Below are 22,326 nucleotides of genomic sequence, written 5' to 3'. Positions count from 1 at the left end.
ACCGCTCTTCTGCGCTGGGCGGTGGAGGAGCAGTGGCCCTGGAGGATCCTGTATGCTGAAGGAGCACCTCGATATCGGGGTGACTACGCGTGCCCAGAGCGACTCCGGTCGCGGCATCCATTCCCACAGGTCCCGTTCTCGAACGGGCGGGAGTGCGCCGGGCACCAGGGAATCCGATCGTCCGATCGGTTCGACAAACCTCAACGGCGTGTTCTCGCGCCAGAACAAGGAGACGACCATGGCTGTGGTCACCATCCGCCAGCTGCTCGACAGCGGCGTGCACTTCGGACACCAGACCCGTCGGTGGAACCCGAAGGTGAAGCGCTTCATCCTGACCGAGCGCAGCGGTATCCACATCATCGACCTGCAGCAGTCGCTGGGCTACATCGACAAGGCCTACGACTTCGTCAAGGAGACGGTCGCCCACGGTGGCACCATCCTCTTCGTCGGCACGAAGAAGCAGGCTCAGGAGATCCTCGCGGAGCAGGCGACCCGTGTCGGCCAGCCCTTCGTGAACCAGCGCTGGCTCGGCGGCCTCCTCACCAACTTCTCCACCATCGCGAAGCGTCTCGCTCGCATGAAGGAGCTCGAGGAGCTCGACTACGAGAACCCCGCCGCATCGGGCTTCACCAAGAAGGAGCTGCTCCTCAAGAAGCGCGAGCTCGACAAGCTGCACAAGTCGCTCGGCGGTATCCGCAACCTCACCAAGACGCCGTCCGCCCTGTGGGTCGTCGACGCCAAGCGCGAGCACCTGGCGATCGATGAGGCCAAGAAGCTCGGCATCCCGGTCATCGGCATCCTCGACACGAACGCCGACCCCGACGACTTCCAGTACCCGATCCCGGGCAACGACGACGCGATCCGCTCCGTCTCGCTGCTGACGCGCATCATCGCCGACGCCGCGGCCGAGGGCCTGCAGCAGAAGCACAACCCCGAGTCGGGCGACGCCGAGCCGCTGGCCGAGTGGGAGAAGGAGCTCCTCGCGACCCCCGCCGAGGAGGTCACCGAGGCTGAGACCGCCGAGACGCCCGCCGACGCCGCAGGCGCCGAGGCCCACGACGAGGCGATCGCTGACGCTGCCGGTGAGGAGACCTCCGAGGTCGCCGCCGCCGAGGCAGCTGACGCCAAGTAATTCCGCGACCACCACACACATCACGAAGCAAGGAGCCACCACACATGGCCAACTTCACCATCGCCGACCTCAAGGCGCTGCGTGAGCAGCTCGGCACGGGAATGGTCGACACCAAGAAGGCGCTCGAGGAGGCTGACGGCGACGTCGAGAAGGCCACCGAGATCCTGCGCCTGAAGGGTGCGAAGGGCAACGCCAAGCGCGCCGACCGTTCCACCAGCGAGGGCCTCGTCGTCGCTCGCGAGCAGGACGGCGCCGTGACGCTGATCGAGCTCGCCTGCGAGACCGACTTCGTCGCGAAGAACGAGCGCTTCATCGCGCTGGCCGACAAGGTCGCTGACGCTGTCGCCGCCGTCAAGGCGGACTCGGTCGAGGCTGCGCTTGCCGCTCCCGCGGGCGACAAGAACGTCGAGACGGTCATCTCGGAAGAGGCCGCGATCATCGGGGAGAAGGTCGAGCTGCGTCAGGTCCGCACCGTGACCGGCGACAAGGTCGAGGTCTACCTGCACCGCACGAGCAAGGACCTCCCGCCGCAGATCGGCGTCGTCGTCGCCTACTCGGGTGACGATGCGGAGACCGCTCGCAGCATCGCTCAGCACATCTCGTTCGCCAACCCGTCGTACCTCTCCCGCGAGGACGTTCCGGCGGAGGCCGTCGAGAAGGAGCGCGAGATCGTCACCGAGATCTCCCGCAACGAGGGCAAGCCGGAAGCGGCTCTGCCCAAGATCGTCGAGGGCCGCGTCTCCGCGTTCATCAAGCAGGTCGCACTGCTCGAGCAGGACTACGCGAAGGACAACAAGCTCTCCGTCGCCCAGGTGGCGAAGGACGCCGGTATCACCGTGACGGACTTCGCGCGCTTCAAGGTCGGCGCGTAGCACGGTCGAAGGGGTTCGGGTCCATGTGGTCCGAACCCCTTCTTCATGCCCACGAGGCACTATCTTGAATCGGGACGAGAGGACAACACCCATGACCGAACGCACCGGACGCCGCCGCGTCCTGCTCAAGCTCTCCGGAGAGGCGTTCGGCGCCGGACAGCTCGGCGTCAACCCCGACGTCGTCAGCCAGATCGCGCGCGACATCGCCGCAGCCGTCGATCGCGTGGAGATCGCCATCGTCGTGGGCGGCGGCAACTTCTTCCGCGGGGCCGAGCTGAGCCAGCGCGGCATGGACCGCGGACGCGCGGACTACATGGGAATGCTCGGCACCGTGATGAACGCTCTGGCCCTGCAGGACTTCCTCGAGCAGGCGGGCGCCCCGACGCGCGTGCAGTCCGCCATCTCGATGACCCAGGTCGCCGAGCCCTACATCCCGCGCCGCGCGGAGCGCCACATGGAGAAGGGTCGCGTCGTCATCTTCGGCGCCGGCGCCGGACTCCCGTACTTCTCCACCGACACGGTCGCGGCGCAGCGCGCCCTCGAGATCGGGGCGAAGGAGGTGCTGGTCGCCAAGAACGGCGTCGACGCCATCTACACCGCAGATCCCAACAAGCACGCGGATGCCGAGCGCATCGACCGCGTCACCTACCGCGACGCCCTGCAGCGCGGCCTCAAGGTCGTCGACTCCACGGCTTTCAGCCTCTGCATGGACAACAACATGGACATGCGCGTATTCGGCATGGAGCCGGCAGGCAACGTGACGAAGGCGCTGCTCGGCGAACCGATCGGGACACTCGTCACCGCGTGACCTGACGGGCGTTCCGCGCCCGGCCCGATAGAATTCTTGAACACCCCGACGATAGGAGCCACCGTGATCGCGGACGTCCTCGCTGAAACCACCTCTCGCATGGCGCGGGCGGTCGAAGCCGCCAAGGAGGACTTCTCCACGGTGCGCACCGGCCGGGCGAACCCGCAGCTCTTCCAGAAGCTCCTGGTCGACTACTACGGCACGCCGACCCCGCTCGCGCAGCTCGCCTCCCTGGCCAACCAGGAGGCTCGCACCCTCATCATCACCCCGTACGACAAGTCGGCGCTCAAGGCGATCGAGCAGGCTGTCCGCGACATGCCGAACCTCGGTGCGAATCCCACGAACGACGGCAACCTCGTGCGCGTCACCATGCCCGAGCTCACGGCCGAGCGTCGCAAGGAGTACGTCAAGCTCGTGAAGTCGAAGGCGGAGGACGCGAAGGTCCACGTCCGCGGCATCCGTCGCAAGTCCAAGGACGAGCTCGACGCTCTCAAGAGCGAGCTCGGCGAGGACGAGATCGCTCGCGGCGAGAAGGAACTCGACGTCCTCACGCGCCAGCACGTCGACCTCATCGACGACGCTCTCAAGCGCAAAGAGGCCGAACTCCTCGAGGTGTAGGCGGTATGTCCGACGATCCCATCGGCGAAGGACCCGAGACGCCGCAGACGCGCCGCGATGCGCGCGATCCGGCGTTCGCTGCGGACGGAGCCCCGCTGGGCGATTCCGCATTCCCGGGGTTCGACGCCGACAGCATTCCTCCGCGCCCGCCGCTCCCCGCGGAGCCGGTAGCGGCCGAGCCTGTCGCGGTGGAGCCGCCGGTCGTGGTGGCGCCGACGTTGGCGACCGCCGACCACAACGCGATCCGCGAGCAGTGGCGCGCAGCGCGCGACGAGTTCGGGACCCACGTCTCTCACGCTCGTGACCAGATCGACCAGGCCAACGAGCGCATCAAGGAGCGCACGGGGCGAGACCTGGTGCTGGCGATCCTGATCGGCCTCGCTTTCGGCGTTGCGCTCCTCGCCTCGCTGCTCTTCATCAAGATCCTCTTCGTGCCGTTCGCTCTGGCAGCGGCACTGCTGGGTGTCTACGAGCTCTCGCTCGCGCTGCGTGGCTCGGGCCGCCGCATCGACCTGATTCCGCAGTTCATCGCGGCGGGCTGCCTCGTCCTCTCCGCCTACTTCCTCGACCTCTGGCTCGTCTGGGTGACCCTGTTCCTGGCCGTCGCGTACGTCGTGGTGTGGCGCCTCATGGCCCAGATGGTCGCGAAGGACGGTCGGACGTACGGCGATGTGCTCTCGGATGCCGTCATCGGCGGATTCGTGCAGATCTACGTGCCTTTCCTCGCCGCTGTCGCTCTCATCCTCCTCGGTCAGGAGGGGGGTGAATGGTGGGTGCTGAGCTTCATCGTGATCGCCGTCGTGGCCGACACCGGCGCGTATGCCGCCGGTCTCGCGTTCGGACGGCACCCGATGGCTCCGCGCATCAGCCCGAAGAAGACGTGGGAGGGCTTCGGTGGTGCGGTGGTCGGCTCCATCGCGGCCGGTGTGCTGCTCGCGATCTACCTCCTCCACCTGCCGTGGTGGATCGGGGTGATCTTCGGTGCGTCCATCCTCCTGTCCGCGACCCTCGGCGATCTCGGCGAATCCATGCTGAAGCGCGACCTCGGGATCAAGGACATGAGTTCGTGGCTGCCCGGCCACGGCGGCCTGCTCGACCGACTCGACAGCATCCTCCCGTCGACGATCCCCGCTCTCTGCCTCTACTTCCTCTTCTCCTCCTGGACGGTGCTGTGATGGCCTCAGAAGAACGACTCGACGCGACGCAGGTCGCCGATCCCCGTCCGGCGTTCTCGCTGACGAGCGGGCGTACGCGCGGATACCATCGTGCCGCTGTCGACACCTTCCTCGCCGCCGCTCGGACGGCGTTCGAGGGCGGCGGCGACCTCTCCGCCGCCGACGTGCGCGTGGCGTCGTTCCCGCTGGTGAAGAACGGATACGTCATCTCCGAGGTCGATGCCGCTCTGGGCCGCGTGGAGGACGCTCTCGCAGGCCGGGCTCGCGAGCAGTCCGTGCGCGAGAAGGGCGCCGGGGCGTGGGTCGAGGAGGCCAGGGCCGAGGCGCAGGTCATCCTCGATCACCTCGCGCGTCCCAGGCGCCATCGCTTCGCGCGGACGGGTGTCCTGACGTTCGGTTACCGCGTGGACGAGGTCGACCACGTGGCATCGCGTATCGTTCGCTACCTTCGCGACGGCGAGCCGCTCTCTGCGGAGCAGCTGCGCGGCGCGGCGTTCCGGATGCAGCGCGGCGGGTACCGGGAGGAGCAGGTCGACGCCCTCCTGGACGCGACCATCGATGTGATCCTGGCGGTTCGCTGAACGTTTCCGTGGTCCAGCCCGACCCGATTGGGTAGACTGCCCCCTATCGTGAACTCCCGAAACGACATGATCCCTCATCGCAACGATCGCTCGCCGGTGCCCGCATCGCGAGTTCTCTCGCCGCGCGCGGGCTCGCGACGCCGCGGATTCGTCGGGTTCTTCAGCGCTCTGGCTGTCGTCGGGTTCGCCGCTGCCATGGTGGCTCCGACGGGCGTGGCTCTCGCCGAGCAGCCCGCAGACGCGGCTCCCGAGTCGGCTTATGCGGCGGCGCTGGCCGACACGCAGAACATCACGGTGACCGTGGAAGGCGCGGAGATCGCTCCCGTCCAGCGCGGTACGTTCTCGGTGTACGTGACACCCAAGCCCACGCCGACCCCGACCGTCGCGGCCAGCACCTCCGAGAAGGGGAGCTCCGGCGGTGGAGGGCCGCTGTTCTACACGGGCGGGGGCGCACCGGCTGAGTGGATGGCCGCGGCAGGCATCGCGGAGTCCGACTGGGGTTACGTCGACTACATCGTGTCGCGGGAGAGCGGCTGGAACCCGAACGCGACGAACAAGTCCTCGGGCGCATGCGGTCTCGTCCAGGCGCTGCCGTGCAGCAAGGTTCCCGGCAACGGCTACGACCCCGTCGACAACCTGCGCTGGGCCACGGGGTATGCGACCGGTCGCTACGGCAGCTGGGCCGGAGCCCACGCCTTCTGGACCAAGAACCACTGGTGGTGACCTCGGGCCATGCCGCGCTCGCGCAAACGGCGTCCAGCGCGCCCTGACGCCGAGGACTCCCTGGAGCGCCTGCTCTCCTCCTGGAAGCGCACCGAGACACGTCGTGGCTCTGAGTGGACCGTTCAGCCCGTCTCGGCGATCCAGGCGCAGAAGGAGTACAGCTGCCCCGGCTGCGGACGCGTGATCGCTCCGGGTACCGCGCACGTCGTGGTGTGGCGCGCTGACGGCGTACTCGGAGACGCGGCTGATCTGGCCGCGCGCAGACACTGGCATTCGCACTGTTGGAGGATCGGATGAGCATGGAAATCCGTGGACCGTTGGAACTGCCCGCCCGCCGGGAGGACATCGAACTCCGCACGGAGGACGACCTCACCCTGGTGGGCGAGCTAGCCCTCCCCGAGACCGCTCTGCCCGTCGCGACCCTCGTGACGTTGCACCCGCTGCCGACTGCCGGCGGTTTCATGGACTCCCACATCCTGCGGAAAGCCGCTGCTCGTCTTCCTGCTCTCGCCGACCTCGCCGTGCTGCGGTTCAACACGCGGGGAACGAGTTCGCCCCGCGGTACCAGCGAGGGCGCCTTCGACGGCGGAGCTTCCGAGAGACTCGACGTCGCGGCGGCCATGGAGTTCGTCCGTGATCGGGCGCTGCCCCGTCCATGGCTGCTGGGGTGGTCCTTCGGCACGGAACTCGCGCTGAAGTACGGCCGCGAGCACGATGTCGAGGGCGTCATCCTGCTGTCTCCGCCGCTGCATCGCGCTTCCGACGACGAGGTCGCGGCCTGGGCGGGAGACGGTCGCAAGGTTGTCGTCCTCGTTCCCGAGCTCGACGACTACCTGCGCCCCGACGAGGCGCGCGAGCGCTTCTCCGCGATCCCGCACGCCGAACTGATCGCCGTGGACGGCGGCAAGCACCTGTGGGTGGGGGAGAGTCAGACCCGGCGCGTCCTTACCGAGATCGTGGCGGCGGTCAACCCGTCCGCCCTCCCGTTGCCCACGGAGTGGCCCGCTTAGAGCTCGTTCATCCGCGGGATGAGCACCTGGCGGTAGATGATCAGGATGCTGGCGGCCACGGGGATCGCGATCAGCGCGCCGAGGAGCCCGAGAAGGCTGCCCCCGGCGAGTGCCGCGACGACGACGACGGCGCCGGGGACCGACACCGCCCTGCTCATGATGCGCGGGGAGACCACGTAGGCCTCGATCTGCATGTAGATGAGGTAGTAGACCGCGGCGGCGATCGCCGTCGCGGGGGAGCCGAGCCCCGGAATCAGGCAGACGAGGACGATCAGGGTGGACCCGGTCAGCGTGCCGACGAGCGGGATCAGCGAGAAGAAGAACGCGACGACGGCGAGCACGGCGGGGAACGGCGCCTGGATGATCGAGAGGAAGATCATGCTGAGCACGCCGTTGATCACGCCGAGTGACACCTGGCCCATGACGTAGTAGCCCACCGAATCGGTGATCTGCTCGGAGAGGTCGATGAAGCGATCGCGCTTCGACGCCGGGGCGAGCTGGTACACGGCCCTCTTGAGCGACGGCGTCGACGCCGTGAGGTAGATCGTCAGGATCAGCACGATGAATGCGCCGAACAGACCGGTCACCACCGACAGGCTGGCGTTGATGACGCGGTTCGTGATGTCGCCCAGGTTCGCGATGACCCAGGCCTGGGCTTCCTGCAGCACGCGCTGGACGTCGAGGTTCGGGAATGCGCCGGTGATCCACTCCTCGATGTCGCCGAGCAGACTCGGACGGCTCACGATCACGGTGATCTGACTCACGAGTTGTGAGATCTGATCGACGAGCACCGGGATCACGATGAGGATGATCCCGGCGAAGATGCCGAGAACGGCGACGATCGTGATGAGCACGGCGGACCACCGCGGGAGCCGCCGCCGCTCGAGGAACGAGACGAGCGGGTCGAGCCCCAGGCTCAGGAACAGCGCGGTGCCGACGTAGAGGAGGACGGTCGACAGACTCTGCACGCTCGTGATGAGCAGGATCCCCAGTCCCACTCCGAGCGTCGCCACGAGGGCGGTGCGGAAGGGATTGTGGATCTTCATCTGTACTCCTCGGGGATCCGGTTGCTCAAGGTTATCCATCGCACCGACGGAGCCCCGGCGCGACGTGCCGCCGATGCAGCGCGACCCGGCCCTCGTGGGCAACACACAGGTGATTTCGCTAGTCTGAACTGTCGAGTGTTGCGACTCGGGCGTGCGTCCGGGGCGCGTGAGGAGACTATTCGTGCGTTTCGTATGGGCCGTCGTGGCCTTCGTGCTGGCCGCGGGACTGATCGGTGCGGGCATCGCCCAGCGCACCGTGTTCATGGGGCCGTCGAGTCAGAAGGTCAGCGTCGAGGTGGATCAGCCGGCGCCGTTCGTGCTTCTCGATGGAGAGGTGCTGCGGGAGCACCCGGGGGCGCAGACGCTGCTCGTCCGCGGTGACGGCGACATCTTCGCCGCCTACGGGCGGACGGCAGACATGGAGGCCTGGCTCGCAGACGCCGACTACAACCACGTCAGCGTGGGGGACGAGGGCGCACTCGAGGTCGAGCACGTCGCGGCGCAGGCGTCCGAGGACGACTCCGACGGTGCGACGCCCACCCCGGCGCCGACCGAGACGCCCGCCGCCGGCGACGCGGCGACCGACGACGCCACCGCAGACGCCGCCGCAGAGGAGGAGACCGGACGCAGCCCCGTCGGATCCGACCTCTGGCTCGACTCGTTCACCGACACCGACTCGCTGATCGCCGACATGCAGGTCCCGGACGGCGTGAGCGTGATCATCGCCTACGACGGCACGCAGGACGCACCCGACGACATCGTCGTGTCGTGGCCGCTCGACAACTCGACTCCGCTCGCCGGCCCGCTGCTGACAGCCGGCGCGATCGTCCTGGCCGTCGGGCTCGTGCTCTACGTTCTCGCCATCCGCCACCAGCGGCGTGGCCGTGGTCCCCGCAGGAAGGGCCTCGGCCCGCTCCCGGCGACCGAGCCGATCGACGTGGCGCAGCTGCCCCCGGCTGAGCGCGCGGCCATCGAGTCACCGGCATCGGATGCCGACACGCCGCCCTCCGAGGAGAAGGCCGGGCCCGCTGACGAGCCGGCCGCTCCGAGCGGCGACCGTGCCGACGAGAAGCGCACCGAGAGCCGGGCGCAGCGGCCCTGGCGTCGCCGGCGGATGCTGGCGCTCCCCGTCGTCGCGCTCACCGCCGTCCTGGCGACGGGATGCTCTCCGGACTCATGGCCGCAGTTCGACCAGGCCTCGCCGACGCCGTCGCCGAGCGAGACCGTGATCGCGCCGGAGAACCAGAAGCCGCCGGCGGTCACCGAGGCGCAGGCAAAGCGCATCCTCACCGAGGCCTCCGCCACGCTCTCCGAGGCCGACGCGGCGATGGACATCGACCTCGCAGGCACGCGGCTCGACGGGCCCGCCCTCGCGGCGCGGACCACCGAATACGCGCTGCGGACGGCGATTCCCGAGACCCCTGTGCCCGCGGCGATCCCGACCGATGACGTCGAGGTCGTGCTGCCCGAGGCGACCGACCGTTGGCCCCGTACCGTGCTCATGCTCTCGAAGAGCGAGGGCGACGACACCGTGCCGCCCGTGATCCTCACGATGACGCAGCAGGACCCGTGGTCGAACTACAAGGTCACCAACATGGCCGAGATGTCGGCTGATGCCGTGTTCCCGGACGTCGCCGCGTCATGGCTCGGGACCTCCCTGGTTCCCGCCGACTCGGCGTTCCTCGGACTGCCTCCCGGCGAGCTCGCGGCAGCATACTCGGACGTCGTGGACGCTGCGGAGCAGAGCCCGTCGTACGGACTCTTCGACGACAACGCGTTGAACCTCGCCAAGACGATCAGGGACAGCCGCCAGGCCGTGGTGCAGAATCTCGCCGACAACGGCGCAGCGGAGACGTCGCAGACCTCGTTCGACATCGTCCCGGCGGATTCACCGCCCGTGTCGATGACGACCCTGGGCAGCGGTGCGATCGTGAGCGTGTCGCTCATCGACACCGAGAGCGTGACGCCGACTTCCGCGGACGCCGTGATCCGCTTCGGCGACAACGCTCAGGCCAAGGCGCTGACGGGTGTCACCGAGTCCGCCAAGGGCGTGACGACCAAGTACGAATTCCAGCTGTTCTTCTCGGTCCCCGCGCAGGGATCGACGGAGCAGATCAAGCTTCTCGCCGTCCGTCAGGACATTCTCTCCGTCGAGGTGATCAAGTGACCGATATCTCTCCCGCCGCGATGCGTGGCGCCGTCGACCTGTCGAGCCTGCGCAACCGTCCGTCTGCACCTCCCGCGGGAGCCGCGCCGGCCCCCACGGGTGCGCTGACGGACGTGGTCGTCGACGCGACCGACGAGTCGTTCGGGCAGATCCTCGAGATCTCGCGCACGGTGCCCGTGGTCGTCGACCTGTGGGCCGAGTGGTGCGGGCCCTGCAAGCAGCTGAGCCCCATCATCGAGAAGGTCACCCGCGAACTCGGCGGACGCGTCCTCCTCGCGAAGGTCGACGTCGACGCGAACCCGCAGCTCGCGCAGGGGTTCCGAGCGCAGTCGATCCCGATGGTGGTCGCGCTGATCGCCGGGCAGCCGGTGCCGATGTTCACCGGCGCCGTGCCGGAGCAGCAGGTGCGCGAGGTGTTCGCACAGCTGCTTCAGGTGGCCGCGCAGAACGGCGTCACAGGCACGCTCCCCGTCGGCGCTCCGGATGCGGAGGGTGCTGAGGCAGACGCCGAACCGCCGCTTCCGCCGTTGCACGCGGAGGCGTTCGCCGCGATCGAGGTCGGCGATTACGCCGCAGCGATCAGTGCATATGAGAAGGCTCTCGCCGAGAATCCGCGAGACGAGGATGCCATCGCGGGGCTCGGGCAGGTGCGTCTCCTCGATCGGGTGCAGAAGCTCGACCTGCAGGATGCCAGGGCTGCTGCCGCTGCGGCGCCTCTCGACGTGCAGGCGCAGTTCGACGTCGCGGACCTCGATCTGGCCGGTGGGCACGTCGACGACGCATTCGGGCGACTCCTCGAGCTGTTCGCGCAGCTTCCGTCCGACCAGCGGACGCCGGTGCGCGAGCGCCTGATCGAACTCTTCGGGCTCATCGGCACCGCCGACCCGCGGGTCGTCTCCGCTCGGAACCGACTCTCGTCGTTGCTGTTCTGAGGACGTCTCGAGCGCGTGAGCGAAGAGGGCGGTGAGACCAGGTCTCACCGCCCTCTTCTCACCTCCCCGGGCGTCAGCCGTGACTCACAGTGGGGACGTGCGGGTCGTTCTGGAACCTCAGCCAGATCGTGGACAGCGCGGGCAACGTCACGGTCGCTACGGGGGCCGTGCCCTCTGCGCCCTCCGCGACGACCATGCCGAGGTTGCCCGACCCGCGACCGCCGAACGCGGCGGCGTCCGAATTGAGGATCTCCTGCCAGACGCCTTCGCGAGGCAGCTCCAGGCGGTAGCCCGTCCGCTCCACGCCGGCGAAGTTGCTGATCACGACGAGTCGTCCGCCGTGCGCGTCACGCCGCTCGAAGGCGATGACCGTGGGGTCCCAGGTGGGGGCCCCGAGGCGGGAGAACGAGGAAGCGTCGGTGTCGCGCTCCCAGAGCGGCGCTTGGGCGCGGTAAGCGTGGTTGAGCTCGCTGACGAACTGCTGCAGCTGCGCGTGCGAGGGCTGATCGAGCAGCCACCAGTCGAGCTCGCGGGACTCCGACCACTCCGCGAGCTGGCCGAACTCCTGCCCCATGAAGAGGAGCTTCTTGCCCGGGTGCCCCCACATGTAAGCGAGATAGGCGCGGGCATTCGAGAGCTTGTGCCAGTGATCGCCCGGCATCTTCGACAGCAGGCTGCCCTTCCCGTGCACCACCTCGTCATGGCTGATCGGCAGCAGATAGTTCTCGCCGAACGCGTAGACGAAGGAGAACGTCATCTCGCCCTCGTGGTGCGAGCGGTACATCGGGTCGCGCTCGATGTACTGGAGGGAATCGTTCATCCACCCCATGTTCCACTTGAACCCGAAGCCGAGGCCTGCGTGATCCGTGGGAGCGGTGACACCGGGGAAGCTCGTGGACTCCTCGGCGATCATGAGAACGCCGGGATGCAGGCGATACGCGGTCGCGTTGACCTCCTGCAGGAAGCGGATGGCCTCGAGGTTCTCGCGTCCGCCGTGGATGTTCGGCTCCCACTCGCCCGCCTTGCGGGAGTAGTCGAGGTAGAGCATCGAGGCGACCGCGTCGACGCGGAGGCCGTCGACGTGGAACTCCTGCAGCCAGAACAGCGCGTTCGCGACCAGGAAGCCGCGGACCTCGGGGCGGCCGTAGTCGAAGATCAGCGTGCCCCAGTCCTGGTGCTCGCCGCGTCGGGGGTCCGGGTGTTCGTAGAGCGGCTGTCCGTCGAAGCGCGCCAGGGCGAACGCATCCTTGGGGAAGTGCCCCGGAACCCAGTCCATGATGACGCCGATGCCGGCCTGGTGCAGACGGTCGATGAGGTAACGGAGATCGTCGGGCGAACCGAACCGACTCGTCGCCGCGTAGTAGCCGCTGACCTGGTAGCCCCAGGAGCCGCCGAACGGGTGCTCGGCCAGCGGCATGAACTCGACGTGTGTGAACCCGGCCTCGGTGACGTGGTCGATCAGCGGGTCGGCGATGTCGCGGTAGCCCAGCCCCGAGCGCCAGGATCCGAGATGCACCTCGTACACCGACAGCGGCTGGGCGACGGCATGGGTGGCGGCTCTCCGCGTCATCCACGCGCCGTCGGACCAGTCGTAGGACGAGGCGGTCACGATCGATGCGGTCTCGGGCGGTGTCTGCGCCGCCTGCGCCATGGGGTCGGCCTTGAAGATCCAGGACCCGTCGCGCGTGCGGATCTGGTACTTGTACGTCGAGCCCACGGCGACGTCGGGGATGAAGAGCTCCCAGAGGCCGCTCACGCCCATGGAACGCATCGCGTGGCCCTCGCCGTTCCACCCGTTGAAGTCGCCGACCACGCGCACGGCGGTGGCGTTGGGCGCCCACACGGCGAAGGCCGCACCGACGTCGCCGTCGATTTCCTTCCGGTGCGCGCCGAGCACCTCCCAGAGACGCTCGTGACGACCCTCGGCGATGAGATGCACATCGAGCTCGCCGAGTGTGGGTGTGTGCCGGTACGGGTCGCCGACCGTCGTCTCCTCGTCCTCGCCGTAGGCCGTCGCGACACGGTATGCGACGGGGGAGCCGTCGTGCTGGCCCTCCCAGATCCCGTGTGCGACGTGGTGGAGGTCCAGGCGCGTCCCGTCACGGAACACCGCGGCGACCGTCGATGCGAGAGGGCGCCGTACGCGGATCACGGTGACGGTGCGCTCGGAGGCGTCGGCGTGCGGATGCGCGCCGAGAACGGAATGCGGATCGTGGTGTGTGCCGGCGGCGACGGAACCCCACTCCGTCGATGCGGTCGCGTCTTCGACGTAGCTCATGCTCGTCCCCTCACCTTCAGGATGTGCACCGGCTCGGCGAACGCGTCGAGCCGCACGTAGTTGTGATCCGTCCACGTCCAGACGGCGCCCGTCAGCAGGTCTTCGACCTCGAAGGACTCGCCCGGCTGGACACCCCAGACGGTCGTGTCCAGGTGCACGGTGGTCTCGCGCACCGAGTGCGGGTCGACGTTGGCGACGATGATGATCGTGTCGGACTCGCCCGTGCCGGTGAAGGCGGCGTCGAGGTGCTTGCTGTAGACGAGGATGGCGTCGTCGTCGCTCCAGTGCACCGAGAGGTTGCGCAGCTGACGCAGTGCCGGATGCTCGCGACGGATGCCGTTGAGGCGGCGGAGCAGCGGGGCGAGGGAGTCGCCGGCCTGCTCCGCGGCATCCCAGTCCCGCAGCTTGAACTCGTACTTCTCGTTGTCGATGTTCTCCTCGGAGCCGGGACGCGCGACGTTCTCGAAGAGCTCGTAGCCGGCGTACACGCCGTACACGGGCGCCGCGGTCGCCCCGATGCACGCGCGGATGCGGTACGCCGCCCTGCCGCCGAACTGTAGGTACTCGGTGAGGATGTCGTGGGTGTTCACGAAGAGATTCGGCCGCATGTAGTCGCTGGTCTCGTGCGCGATGCTGTCGAGGAACTCCTCGAGCTCGGCCTTCGTGTTGCGCCACGTGAAGTAGCTGTAGCTCTGCTGGAATCCGACCGCGGCGAGTGCGCGCATGACGGCGGGCCTCGTGAACGCCTCGGCGAGGAAGATGACGTCGGGATCGGCGGCGTTGACCGTGGCGATCAGCCATTCCCAGAACTGCAGCGGCTTGGTGTGCGGGTTGTCGACGCGGAAGATCCTCACACCCTCGTGGACCCAGTGCTGCACGATCCGCAGCATCTCGGCGTAGATCCCGGCGGGATCGTTGTCGAAGTTCAGCGGGTAGATGTCCTGATACTTCTTCGGAGGGTTCTCGGCGTAGGCGATCGTGCCGTCGGGGAGTGTGGTGAACCACTCGGGGTGCTCGGCGACCCAGGGGTGGTCCGGGGAGGCCTGCAGAGCGAGGTCCAGTGCCACCTCGAGGCCCTCCTTGCGAGCGGCCCGGACGAAGGCGCGGAAGTCCGCCGGGGTGCCGAGCTCGGGGTGGATCGCGTCGTGCCCGCCCTCGGCCGAGCCGATGGCGTACGGCGAGCCGGGATCTCCGGGCTCCGCGGTGAGGGTGTTGTTGCGGCCCTTGCGGTTGGTGGTGCCGATCGGGTGGACCGGAACGAGGTAGATGATGTCGAAGCCCATGTCCGCCACGGCGGGGAGGCGCTTCGCGGCGGTCCGGAGGTTTCCGCTCTTGATGGTTCCGTCCTTGAGACGCTTCGCGCCCTCGGATCGGGGGAAGAACTCGTACCAGGCGCCGACGCCGGCGGTGGTGCGCTCGACCAGGAGACGGTGGACGTCGGAGGCGGAGCGGAGCGTGGTCAGCGGCCTCTCGGCGAAGACGCGCGCGAGGTCGGGGTCGGTCGACAGTTCGAGCGTGCGCGCGGCGTCCCCGGTGCGCAGTTCCGCAGCGAGTGCTGTGAGGAGTCGGCGCTGGGCGAGGGGACGGTTCTTCTCGGCGGCCGCGCGAGTCAGGAGGTCGGCGCCCAGGGCGGCCATCACCGGCACGTCGACGCCGGCCGCGACCTTCAGCTCCGCCGCGTGCGCCCAGGTGGCGAAGTCGTCGGAGAACGCCTCGAAACGGAAGGACCAGGTTCCCTGCGCATCGAGCGCGATCTCGGCTGACCAGCGGTCGGTGCCGTCGAGGAGGGGCTGGAGGCGGTGCAGGCTCTCCTCGCCGGCGGGAGAGGTCAGACGCAGCTGCACGCCGATGAGGTCGTGACCCTCGCGGAACGCGACGACTCCGAACGGGACGACCTCGCCCACGAACGCCTTCGGCGCGAAGCCGCCGGGGACAGCCGGTGTCGGAGCCGTGAGAGGTATGCGGCCCGCGCGTAGGTCGGTCGGATCCTGCACGGCGCCGAGCGGGCGCAGGGGGATCTCAGCGGGACTCCGGAAAGCCTTCGGGCGGGTACTCGTGCGTGCGGCCACTCCCCGACAGTACCGCGACGACCAGGCAGCGGGTAGCGCGCCGGACGACCGGCGCGCCGTCGGTCATTCGACGCGGAAGAGGTGCATAGACGTGCCGGGGATGGGCAGCACGTCGCCCGGCGCGTACACCTCGCCGTGGCTGTCCGGACGCTCGTCCGCACTCGACCACAGAGACACGAAACGGGTCGCATCATCCAGGGCGTCGGGCAGTCGGACGTCGATCGGCGACTCGGTGCCGTGCACGATGAGGAGGATGCGGTTGGCCGCTTCGCGGTCGGGCGTCGACGCAGCGACGTACTGCAGCGTCCGGTTGCCCGGATCGGTCCACTGCTCGCTCTCCATGGTCTCGCCGTTCTGGTCGAACCAGTCCATCACCGAGGCGTTGGGGATGTGCTCGCCGAGACGCGCGTAGCGGCTGGGGCGCAGTGCCGGGTTCTCCTCGCGCAGGGCGATCAGGCGCGTGACGTGCGCGCGGAGATCCTCCTGCCACGGCTCCGGATCCCAACTCAGCCAGGTGAGGGGTGAGTCCTGCGCGTAGGCGTTGTTGTTGCCCCGCTGCGTGCGACCGACCTCGTCGCCTGCGGTGAGCATGGGGATGCCCGCCGACAGGAGCAGAGTGCCGAGGAGATTCCGCATGGCCTTGCGGCGCGCGGAGAGGATGGCCGCGTCGTCGGTCGGCCCTTCGATCCCGTGGTTGAAGGCGCGGTTGGTGTCGGCGCCGTCGCGGTTGTGCTCGCCGTTCGCCTCGTTGTGCTTGACGTCGTAGGAGACCAGGTCGTGCAGGGTGAAGCCGTCGTGAGCCGTGACGAAGTTCACGCTCGCGAGCGGACCGCGCTCCTCGGAGAACGTGTTCGAAGAGCCGGCCAGACGCGTCGCGAAGCCGCCGATCCCGACGGGGGCGGACGCTCGTCGGGCGTAGTCGATGTCGCTCAGCCAGAAGTTGCGTACGCGGTCGCGATAGCGGTCGTTCCACTCGTGCCATCCCGAGGGGAAGTTGCCGGTCTGCCACCCGCCCAGCCCCACGTCCCACGGCTCCGCGATCAGCTTGGTGTCGCGGAGCACCGGGTCCGCGGCGATGGCTGCGAGCAGCGGGTGCTCGGGCGTGTAGGCGTGGGTCTCGTCCCTCGCGATGGCGGTGGCGAGGTCGAACCGGAAGCCGTCGATCTGCATCTCCTGCGCCCAGTAGCGCAGCGAGTCGAGCACGAGTCGCGCACCGGCATCCGTCGCCGTGTTCAGCGTGTTGCCGCATCCGGTCGTGTCGATGTAGACGCCCGAAGCGTCCTGCCGATAGTAACCGGCGTTGTCGATGCCCCGCAGGCTCGACCTCGGACCGCCGATGCCCTCCTCGGAGGTGTGGTTGTAGACCACGTCGAGGATGACCTCCAGGCCCGCCTCGTGGAGCAGGCGCACCATGCCCTTGAACTCGGCGAGGACGGCCTCGGGTCCGCCCTTGCGTGCGTCCTCCGTCGCGTAGGCGGTGTGCGGGGTGAAGAAGTTGAGGGTGTTGTAGCCCCAGTAGTTGGTGAGCCCTCGTTCGAGGAGACGGGGCTCGGGAACGAAGGCGTGCACCGGCAGCAGCTCGATCGAGGTGATGCCCAGGGAGTGGAAGTACTCGATCATCGCCGGGTGCGCGAGGCCGGCGTAGGTGCCGTGCAGCGCAGGCGGCATGCCCGGCTGCCGCTTCGTGAGGCCCTTGAGGTGCCCTTCGTAGATCACGGTGCGATCGAGGGGGATGCGCGGTTTGGCGGACTCGCCCCAGTCGAAGCCGTCGGCGATCACGACCGACCGCCACTCCTCGTAGCCGCCGCCCTGGGCCAGGCCGCGCGCGTACGGATCGAGCAGCAGGGTCTCCGAGTTGAAGGTGTTGCCGGGGCCGTGCGGGCCTCCGACGCGGATCGCGTAGCGCGTGCCCGGCTGGAGCAGGGGAGTGGTGACCTCCCAGACGCCTCCGGGGAGGCGCTCGAGGCTCACCTGATCTGTCGCCCAGTCGAGGTCCTCGGCGTCGAAGATCACGAGCTCGACCGAGGAGGCGTTCTGTGACCAGATGCGAAGCGTTCCGACGCCGTCGTGAAGACGGACGCCGAGGTGGTCGAGGGTGGAACCCCCGGGCACGGTGCTGTCTCGAGTCGCGGGCATGAGTACACCCTAGAGGTCTGGACCTGAGTGCCAGAATCCTGCGCGTATCGTCCCATCCCGGCGCCCGTCGTGAGTCGGTCGCCAAGGCCGGCGAGCCGATGCGCGCGAAATGCGCGACCATGGAGAGATGCGGCATTACCTCGACCACGCGGCCACCAGTCCGCTGCGCCCGGAGGCCCGCGACGCATGGGTGCAGGCGAGCGAGGTGGTCGGCAACGCCTCCTCGACGCACGGCGCGGGGCAGGACGCGAGGCGCCTGCTCGAGGAGTCTCGCGAACGTGCCGCTGCGGTGCTCGACTGCGACCCGATCGAGGTGGTCTTCACCTCGGGCGGCACGGAGTCGATCAATCTCGCCCTCAAGGGGCTGTGGGCCGCCCGTCGGACGGGTGCGGATGCGATCGTGATGCCCGATGCCGAGCATCACGCGACGATGGACACGGTCGGCGCGCTGATCGCAGACGGCGCCGTGCTGCGTTCCGTGGGGGTGACGTCGCACGCGGCGATCGCCGTGGACACCTTCCGCGACGCGCTTCCCGGCGCAGCGCTGGCCACGGCCCTCATCGCGAACAACGAGGCGGGAACCCTCAACGACGTGGATGCTCTGGCCCGCGCGTCGGCGGCGGCGGACGTCCCGCTGCATCTCGACGCGGTCTCCGCCCTCGGGCACATTCCGCTGTCGTTCCGTCGGCTGCGCGGGGATGCACCGGATGCCGCCGGCCTCGTGGCGATGAGCGTCGCCGGTCACAAGATCGGCGCCCCCGTCGGCGTCGGCGCGCTCGTGACCTCGCGCACGGCTCGCCTGACCGCGCTGCTGCACGGCGGGGCGCAGCAGCGGAACCTCCGCGCTGGGACGCAGGACGTCCCTGGCGCCGCAGCATTCGCGACGGCGCTCGAGCTCGCGGAGGCGGAACGCGAAGCGGAAGCGGCGAGGCTCGGCGTCCTGCGGGACCGACTCGTCTCCGGCGTGCTCGCGCGCGTACCGGCGGCAGAACTGCTCGGAGATCCGATCGACCGTCTGCCGGGGAACGCGCACCTGCTGTTCCCGGGCGCGGTGGGGGAGAGCCTGCTGTTCCTGCTCGACATGGCCGGGGTCGCGGCGTCCACCGGATCCGCCTGCCAGGCGGGCGTCGCCGAGCCCTCCCACGTCGTGATGGCGATGGGGCGCAGCGAGCAGGACGCCAGGAGCGTGCTGCGCTTCTCGCTGGGGCGCACCTCGACGGACGCCGATGTCGACGCCGTGCTGGCGTCGATCGCCGACGCCTACGTCCGGGCGTCCGGGGCCGGCTCAGCCACGCGCTCGTAGACTGGACCCATGAGGATTCTCGCGGCCATGAGCGGTGGCGTCGACTCCGCCGTGGCGGCCGCCCGCGCTGTGGAGGCGGGGCACGACGTCGTCGGCGTGCACCTCGCGCTCTCGCGCGCCGGCGGCACGCTGCGCACCGGCAGCCGGGGCTGCTGCACGATCGAGGACGCGCTCGACGCGCGTCGCGCCGCGGATCTGCTCGGCATCCCCTTCTATGTGTGGGACTTCTCCGAGCGGTTCCGCGACGACGTGATCGCCGACTTCGTGTCGGAGTACCAGGCCGGACGCACCCCGAATCCGTGCATGCGGTGCAACGAGAAGATCAAGTTCGCGGCGCTGCTGGAGCGCGCGATCGAACTCGGCTTCGACGCGGTCTGCACCGGGCACTACGCCACGCTCGTGTCGACGGAGTCGGGACTCGAGCTGCACAGAGCGGCGGACAACGCGAAGGACCAGTCCTACGTGCTGGGCGTCCTGACGGCGGAGCAGCTCGCTCACACATACTTCCCGCTCGGGACCACGCCGTCGAAGGCTGTCGTGCGGGCGGAGGCCGAGGCCAGAGGGCTCAGCGTCGCGCAGAAGCCGGACAGCCACGACATCTGCTTCATCCCCGACGGTGACACGCGCGGGTGGCTGGCCGAGAAGGTCGGCACCGCGACCGGTGAGATCGTCGACAGGACCGGTGCCGTCGTCGGTTCCCATGAGGGCGCCCACGCCTTCACCGTCGGTCAGCGCCGAGGACTCAAGCTCGGCGTTCCCGCTCCCGACGGCAAGCCGCGGTTCGTGCTCGAGGTGCGCCCCGTGTCGAACACCGTGGTCGTGGGGCCGAAGGAGGCTCTCGCGACCCGGGAGATCGCCGGCGCGCGCTTCAGCTGGGCCGGCGCGGCTCCCACGGAGAGCGAGTTCCGGTGCGACGTGCAGATCCGGGCGCACGCGGAGCCCGTCGCAGCGCATGCGTTCGTCGAGTCGGACGGCGTCCGCGTGGTTCCGGACGAGCCGCTCGACGGCGTCGCCCCGGGCCAGACCGCCGTGCTCTACATCGGCACGCGGGTGCTCGGTCAGTTCACGATCGACCGCACGATATCAGCGGTGCCGGTCGGCGCGTAGCCCCCTTCGTTTGTCGGTGCCCGCTCGTAGACTGGCGGGGTGCCGGAGAACATCTCGTTGGAAGACGCCCGTACCGAGGCCGAGGAGCTGACGACCCGCATCCTCGAGGCCAAAGACGCCTACTACGGGCGCGACACCTCGATCGTCGACGACTTCACGTACGACGGCTGGATGCACCGACTCGAAGAACTCGAAAGGCTGCACCCGGAGCTGCAGGGGCAGGATTCTCCGACACAGATGGTCGGCGCGGCGGAGGCCACAGGGCTCGCGACGATCGAGCACGCCGAGCGCATGCTGAGCCTCGACAACGTCTTCTCGATCGACGAGCTCCGCGAATGGGCCGCCAAGACCCGTGCTTCAGCGGGACGAGATGTCGACTGGCTCACCGAACTCAAGATCGACGGCCTCGCGATCAACCTCCGGTACGAGAACGGACGCCTGACGTCCGCCGCGACGCGCGGAGACGGACGCGTCGGCGAGATCGTCACCGAGAACGCCTTGCGACTGCCCATGATCCCGGCGCGGCTGAGCGGTACCGGGCATCCGCCCATCGTGGAGGTCCGCGGCGAGGTCTTCATCCCCGTGGCGGCGTTCGAGCGCTTGAACGCCGCGCAGGCGGAGTTCCGTGAGCGCGCGTACGACGAGGCGCGCTCACGCTGGGACGCGCGAGGCGGCGTGAAGAAGCCCTTCGACGAGGAGAAGGCCCGCACGGCGGCCGCTCGGCGATTCCCCTCCTTCGCCAACCCCCGGAATGCTGCGAGCGGCGGACTGCGTCAGCAGATCGACAAGAAGAACGGGATGGAGCTCGAGGCGGGCCTGCTCCGCATCGAATCGCTCGATCTCTACGTCCACGGCATCGGCGCGTGGGAGAACCCGCCCGTCGCGGCGCAGAGTCAGGTCTACGACCTCCTCGCCGAGTGGGGGCTGCCGACGAGCCCGCACACCAGGGTCTGCTCGACGGTCGACGAGGTCGTCGAGTTCGTGGAGTACTTCGGAGAGCATCGTCACGACATCGAGCACGAGCTCGACGGCATCGTCGTCAAGGTCGACGAGCTCGCGCTGCACGACGAGTTGGGCGCGACGAGCCGCGCGCCTCGATGGGCCATCGCCTACAAGTACCCGCCGGAGGAGGTGCAGACCACGCTGCTCGACATCGTGGTGTCGGTCGGTCGCACGGGTCGTGCGACGCCGTTCGCCGTGATGGCCCCGGCCCACGTCGCCGGGTCGGTGGTCCGTCAGGCGACGCTGCACAACAAGGACGTCGTGAAGGCGAAGGGCGTCCTCATCGGCGATACCGTCGTGCTCCGCAAAGCGGGAGACGTGATCCCCGAGGTGCTCGGTCCGGTGGTCGAGAAGCGCAACGGTACAGAGCGCGAGTTCGTCATGCCCGCCGACTGTCCCGAGTGCGGCACCCCGCTGCGGCCGATGAAGGAGGGCGACATCGACCTCCGGTGCCCGAACGCCCGTTCGTGCCCCGCTCAGGTGCGCGGCCGGGTCGAGCACATCGGCTCGCGCGGCGGTCTCGACATCGAGGCGCTCGGCGAGGTGACGGCGGCCGCGCTCACGCAGCCGACGTCGCCGTCGACCCCGCCCCTCGAGACCGAGGCCGGGCTCTTCGCCCTCACGCTGGAGCAGATCGTTCCGATCGAGCTCGTCGTCAAGGATGCCGAGACCGGGCTGCCCAAGGAGGATGAGGACGGCCTCGTCAAGACGCGGGCGCCGTTCCGTCGCAATCCCACGGCTGCCGAGAAGAAATCGGGCATCGAGGGGCCGCAGCCCTCGTCGCAGGCGGTGACGCTGCTGGCGGAGCTGGAGAAGGCCAAGACGAAGGACCTCTGGCGTCTGCTCGTCTCCCTCAACATCCGCCACGTGGGTCCGTCTGCGGCCCGGGCGCTCGCGCAGTGGTTCGGTTCGCTCGACGCCATCCGGGCGGCGTCCCGCGACGAGCTCGCGGCTGTCGAAGGGGTGGGCGGCATCATCGCCGACTCCCTCCTCGCCTGGTTCGAGGTCGACTGGCACCAGGACATCGTGCGTCAGTGGACTGAAGCCGGCGTGCAGTGGGCGACCCCCGGTCACCCCGGCCCCGGAGGTGCCGCCGCCGAGGGAGGCGTCCTGGAGGGCCTCACGGTCGTGGCGACCGGGTCCCTCGATGGCTACACGCGCGACGGCGCACAGGAGGCCATCATCCAGGCCGGGGGCAGGGCTGCATCGAGCGTCTCGAAGAAGACCGACTACGTCGCTGCCGGCCCCGGCGCGGGGTCGAAGCTCGCGAAGGCCGAAGAGCTCGGCATCCGGATCCTCGACGCCGCACAGTTCCGCATCCTCGTCACAGAGGGTCCGGACGCGCTGGACTGAGGCGACGAGCTGCG

18 protein-coding genes are annotated in these 22,326 nt (G+C 68.9%); 14 read left to right on the top strand and 4 right to left on the bottom strand.

The features are described from left to right. Nucleotides 1-238: 238 nt before the first annotated feature. From rpsB to MRBLWO14_RS00665, 9 genes are all read left to right on the top strand, one after another. Nucleotides 239-1,132, top strand: a complete 894-nt coding sequence (gene rpsB, locus MRBLWO14_RS00705) for a 30S ribosomal protein S2 (RefSeq protein ID WP_341934577.1) — start codon at nt 239-241, stop codon at nt 1,130-1,132. A 44-nt stretch (nt 1,133-1,176) separates the two neighbouring features. Continuing rightward, complete coding sequence (gene tsf / locus MRBLWO14_RS00700; protein WP_096715985.1) at nt 1,177-2,004, top strand: translation elongation factor Ts; 828 nt, start codon at nt 1,177-1,179, stop codon at nt 2,002-2,004. Nucleotides 2,005-2,095: 91 nt separating this feature from the next. Continuing rightward, nucleotides 2,096-2,812, top strand: a complete 717-nt coding sequence (gene pyrH / locus MRBLWO14_RS00695; protein ID WP_096715986.1) for a UMP kinase — start codon at nt 2,096-2,098, stop codon at nt 2,810-2,812. 63 nt (nt 2,813-2,875) lie between these two features. Continuing rightward, nucleotides 2,876-3,430, top strand: a complete 555-nt coding sequence (frr, locus tag MRBLWO14_RS00690) for a ribosome recycling factor (RefSeq protein WP_341934576.1) — start codon at nt 2,876-2,878, stop codon at nt 3,428-3,430. Between the two features lie 5 nt (nt 3,431-3,435). Then, nucleotides 3,436-4,605 carry a phosphatidate cytidylyltransferase gene (locus tag MRBLWO14_RS00685; RefSeq protein WP_341934575.1) on the top strand — a complete coding sequence of 390 codons (1,170 nt, stop codon included), beginning with the start codon at nt 3,436-3,438 and terminating at the stop codon, nt 4,603-4,605. Next, nucleotides 4,605-5,186, top strand: a complete 582-nt coding sequence (locus MRBLWO14_RS00680; protein ID WP_341934574.1) for a DivIVA domain-containing protein — start codon at nt 4,605-4,607, stop codon at nt 5,184-5,186. The genes MRBLWO14_RS00685 and MRBLWO14_RS00680 overlap by 1 nt, the downstream gene beginning before the upstream one ends. Nucleotides 5,187-5,282: 96 nt before the next feature. After that, nucleotides 5,283-5,909 carry a transglycosylase SLT domain-containing protein gene (locus tag MRBLWO14_RS00675; protein WP_341934573.1) on the top strand — a complete coding sequence of 209 codons (627 nt, stop codon included), beginning with the start codon at nt 5,283-5,285 and terminating at the stop codon, nt 5,907-5,909. Between the two features lie 9 nt (nt 5,910-5,918). Then, a complete protein-coding gene (locus MRBLWO14_RS00670) occupies nt 5,919-6,206 on the top strand; it encodes a hypothetical protein (protein WP_341934572.1) in 288 nt (95 codons plus the stop codon). 2 nt (nt 6,207-6,208) lie between these two features. Then, on the top strand, nt 6,209-6,919 hold the full coding sequence (locus tag MRBLWO14_RS00665; protein WP_341936246.1) for an alpha/beta hydrolase: 711 nt from the start codon (nt 6,209-6,211) through the stop codon (nt 6,917-6,919). Here MRBLWO14_RS00665 and MRBLWO14_RS00660 read toward each other — a convergent pair. Further along, complete coding sequence (locus MRBLWO14_RS00660; protein ID WP_341934571.1) at nt 6,916-7,965, bottom strand: AI-2E family transporter; 1,050 nt, start codon at nt 7,963-7,965, stop codon at nt 6,916-6,918. The two genes, MRBLWO14_RS00665 and MRBLWO14_RS00660, sit on opposite strands and share 4 nt — an antisense overlap. A 181-nt stretch (nt 7,966-8,146) precedes the next feature. Between MRBLWO14_RS00660 and MRBLWO14_RS00655 the strand changes: the two genes are divergently transcribed. Both MRBLWO14_RS00655 and MRBLWO14_RS00650 read left to right on the top strand, forming a co-directional pair. Continuing rightward, the gene (locus MRBLWO14_RS00655) at nt 8,147-10,132 is read left to right on the top strand and encodes a glycosyl transferase (protein WP_341934570.1); all 1,986 of its coding nucleotides are present in this window, start codon (nt 8,147-8,149) and stop codon (nt 10,130-10,132) included. Continuing rightward, nucleotides 10,129-11,064 (top strand): tetratricopeptide repeat protein, encoded by a 936-nt coding sequence (locus MRBLWO14_RS00650; RefSeq protein WP_341934569.1) that lies wholly within the window; start codon nt 10,129-10,131, stop codon nt 11,062-11,064. The genes MRBLWO14_RS00655 and MRBLWO14_RS00650 overlap by 4 nt, the downstream gene beginning before the upstream one ends. 73 nt (nt 11,065-11,137) lie before the next feature. Here MRBLWO14_RS00650 and glgB read toward each other — a convergent pair whose 3' ends face one another. The 3 genes from glgB to glgX all read right to left on the bottom strand — a co-directional run bounded on the left by glgB (nt 11,138) and on the right by glgX (nt 17,547). Then, nucleotides 11,138-13,342, bottom strand: a complete 2,205-nt coding sequence (gene glgB / locus MRBLWO14_RS00645; RefSeq protein WP_341934568.1) for a 1,4-alpha-glucan branching protein GlgB — start codon at nt 13,340-13,342, stop codon at nt 11,138-11,140. Continuing rightward, nucleotides 13,339-15,411: an alpha-1,4-glucan--maltose-1-phosphate maltosyltransferase gene (locus tag MRBLWO14_RS00640; RefSeq protein ID WP_341934567.1), complete on the bottom strand. Its 2,073-nt coding sequence runs from the start codon at nt 15,409-15,411 to the stop codon at nt 13,339-13,341. Before MRBLWO14_RS00640 ends, glgB begins: the two co-directional genes overlap by 4 nt. A gap of 63 nt (nt 15,412-15,474) precedes the next feature. Beyond that, the gene (glgX, locus tag MRBLWO14_RS00635) at nt 15,475-17,547 is read right to left on the bottom strand and encodes a glycogen debranching protein GlgX (RefSeq protein ID WP_341934566.1); all 2,073 of its coding nucleotides are present in this window, start codon (nt 17,545-17,547) and stop codon (nt 15,475-15,477) included. Between the two features lie 127 nt (nt 17,548-17,674). Between glgX and MRBLWO14_RS00630 the strand changes: the two genes are divergently transcribed. Genes MRBLWO14_RS00630 through ligA form a run of 3 tightly spaced genes read left to right on the top strand, consistent with a single transcriptional unit; the run spans nt 17,675 to nt 22,312 of the window. Next, on the top strand, nt 17,675-18,850 hold the full coding sequence (locus MRBLWO14_RS00630; protein WP_341934565.1) for a cysteine desulfurase family protein: 1,176 nt from the start codon (nt 17,675-17,677) through the stop codon (nt 18,848-18,850). A gap of 9 nt (nt 18,851-18,859) precedes the next feature. After that, the gene (gene mnmA, locus MRBLWO14_RS00625; RefSeq protein ID WP_341934564.1) at nt 18,860-19,957 is read left to right on the top strand and encodes a tRNA 2-thiouridine(34) synthase MnmA; all 1,098 of its coding nucleotides are present in this window, start codon (nt 18,860-18,862) and stop codon (nt 19,955-19,957) included. Between the two features lie 39 nt (nt 19,958-19,996). Then, nucleotides 19,997-22,312: an NAD-dependent DNA ligase LigA gene (gene ligA / locus MRBLWO14_RS00620; RefSeq protein ID WP_341934563.1), complete on the top strand. Its 2,316-nt coding sequence runs from the start codon at nt 19,997-19,999 to the stop codon at nt 22,310-22,312. Nucleotides 22,313-22,326 lie beyond the last annotated feature (14 nt).

Source organism: Microbacterium sp. LWO14-1.2 (assembly GCF_038397715.1).
Classification (GTDB): Bacteria; Actinomycetota; Actinomycetes; order Actinomycetales; family Microbacteriaceae; genus Microbacterium.
The sequence above is the reverse complement of the archived record's forward strand: the minus strand, read 5'-3'. Positions and strand labels throughout refer to the sequence as shown.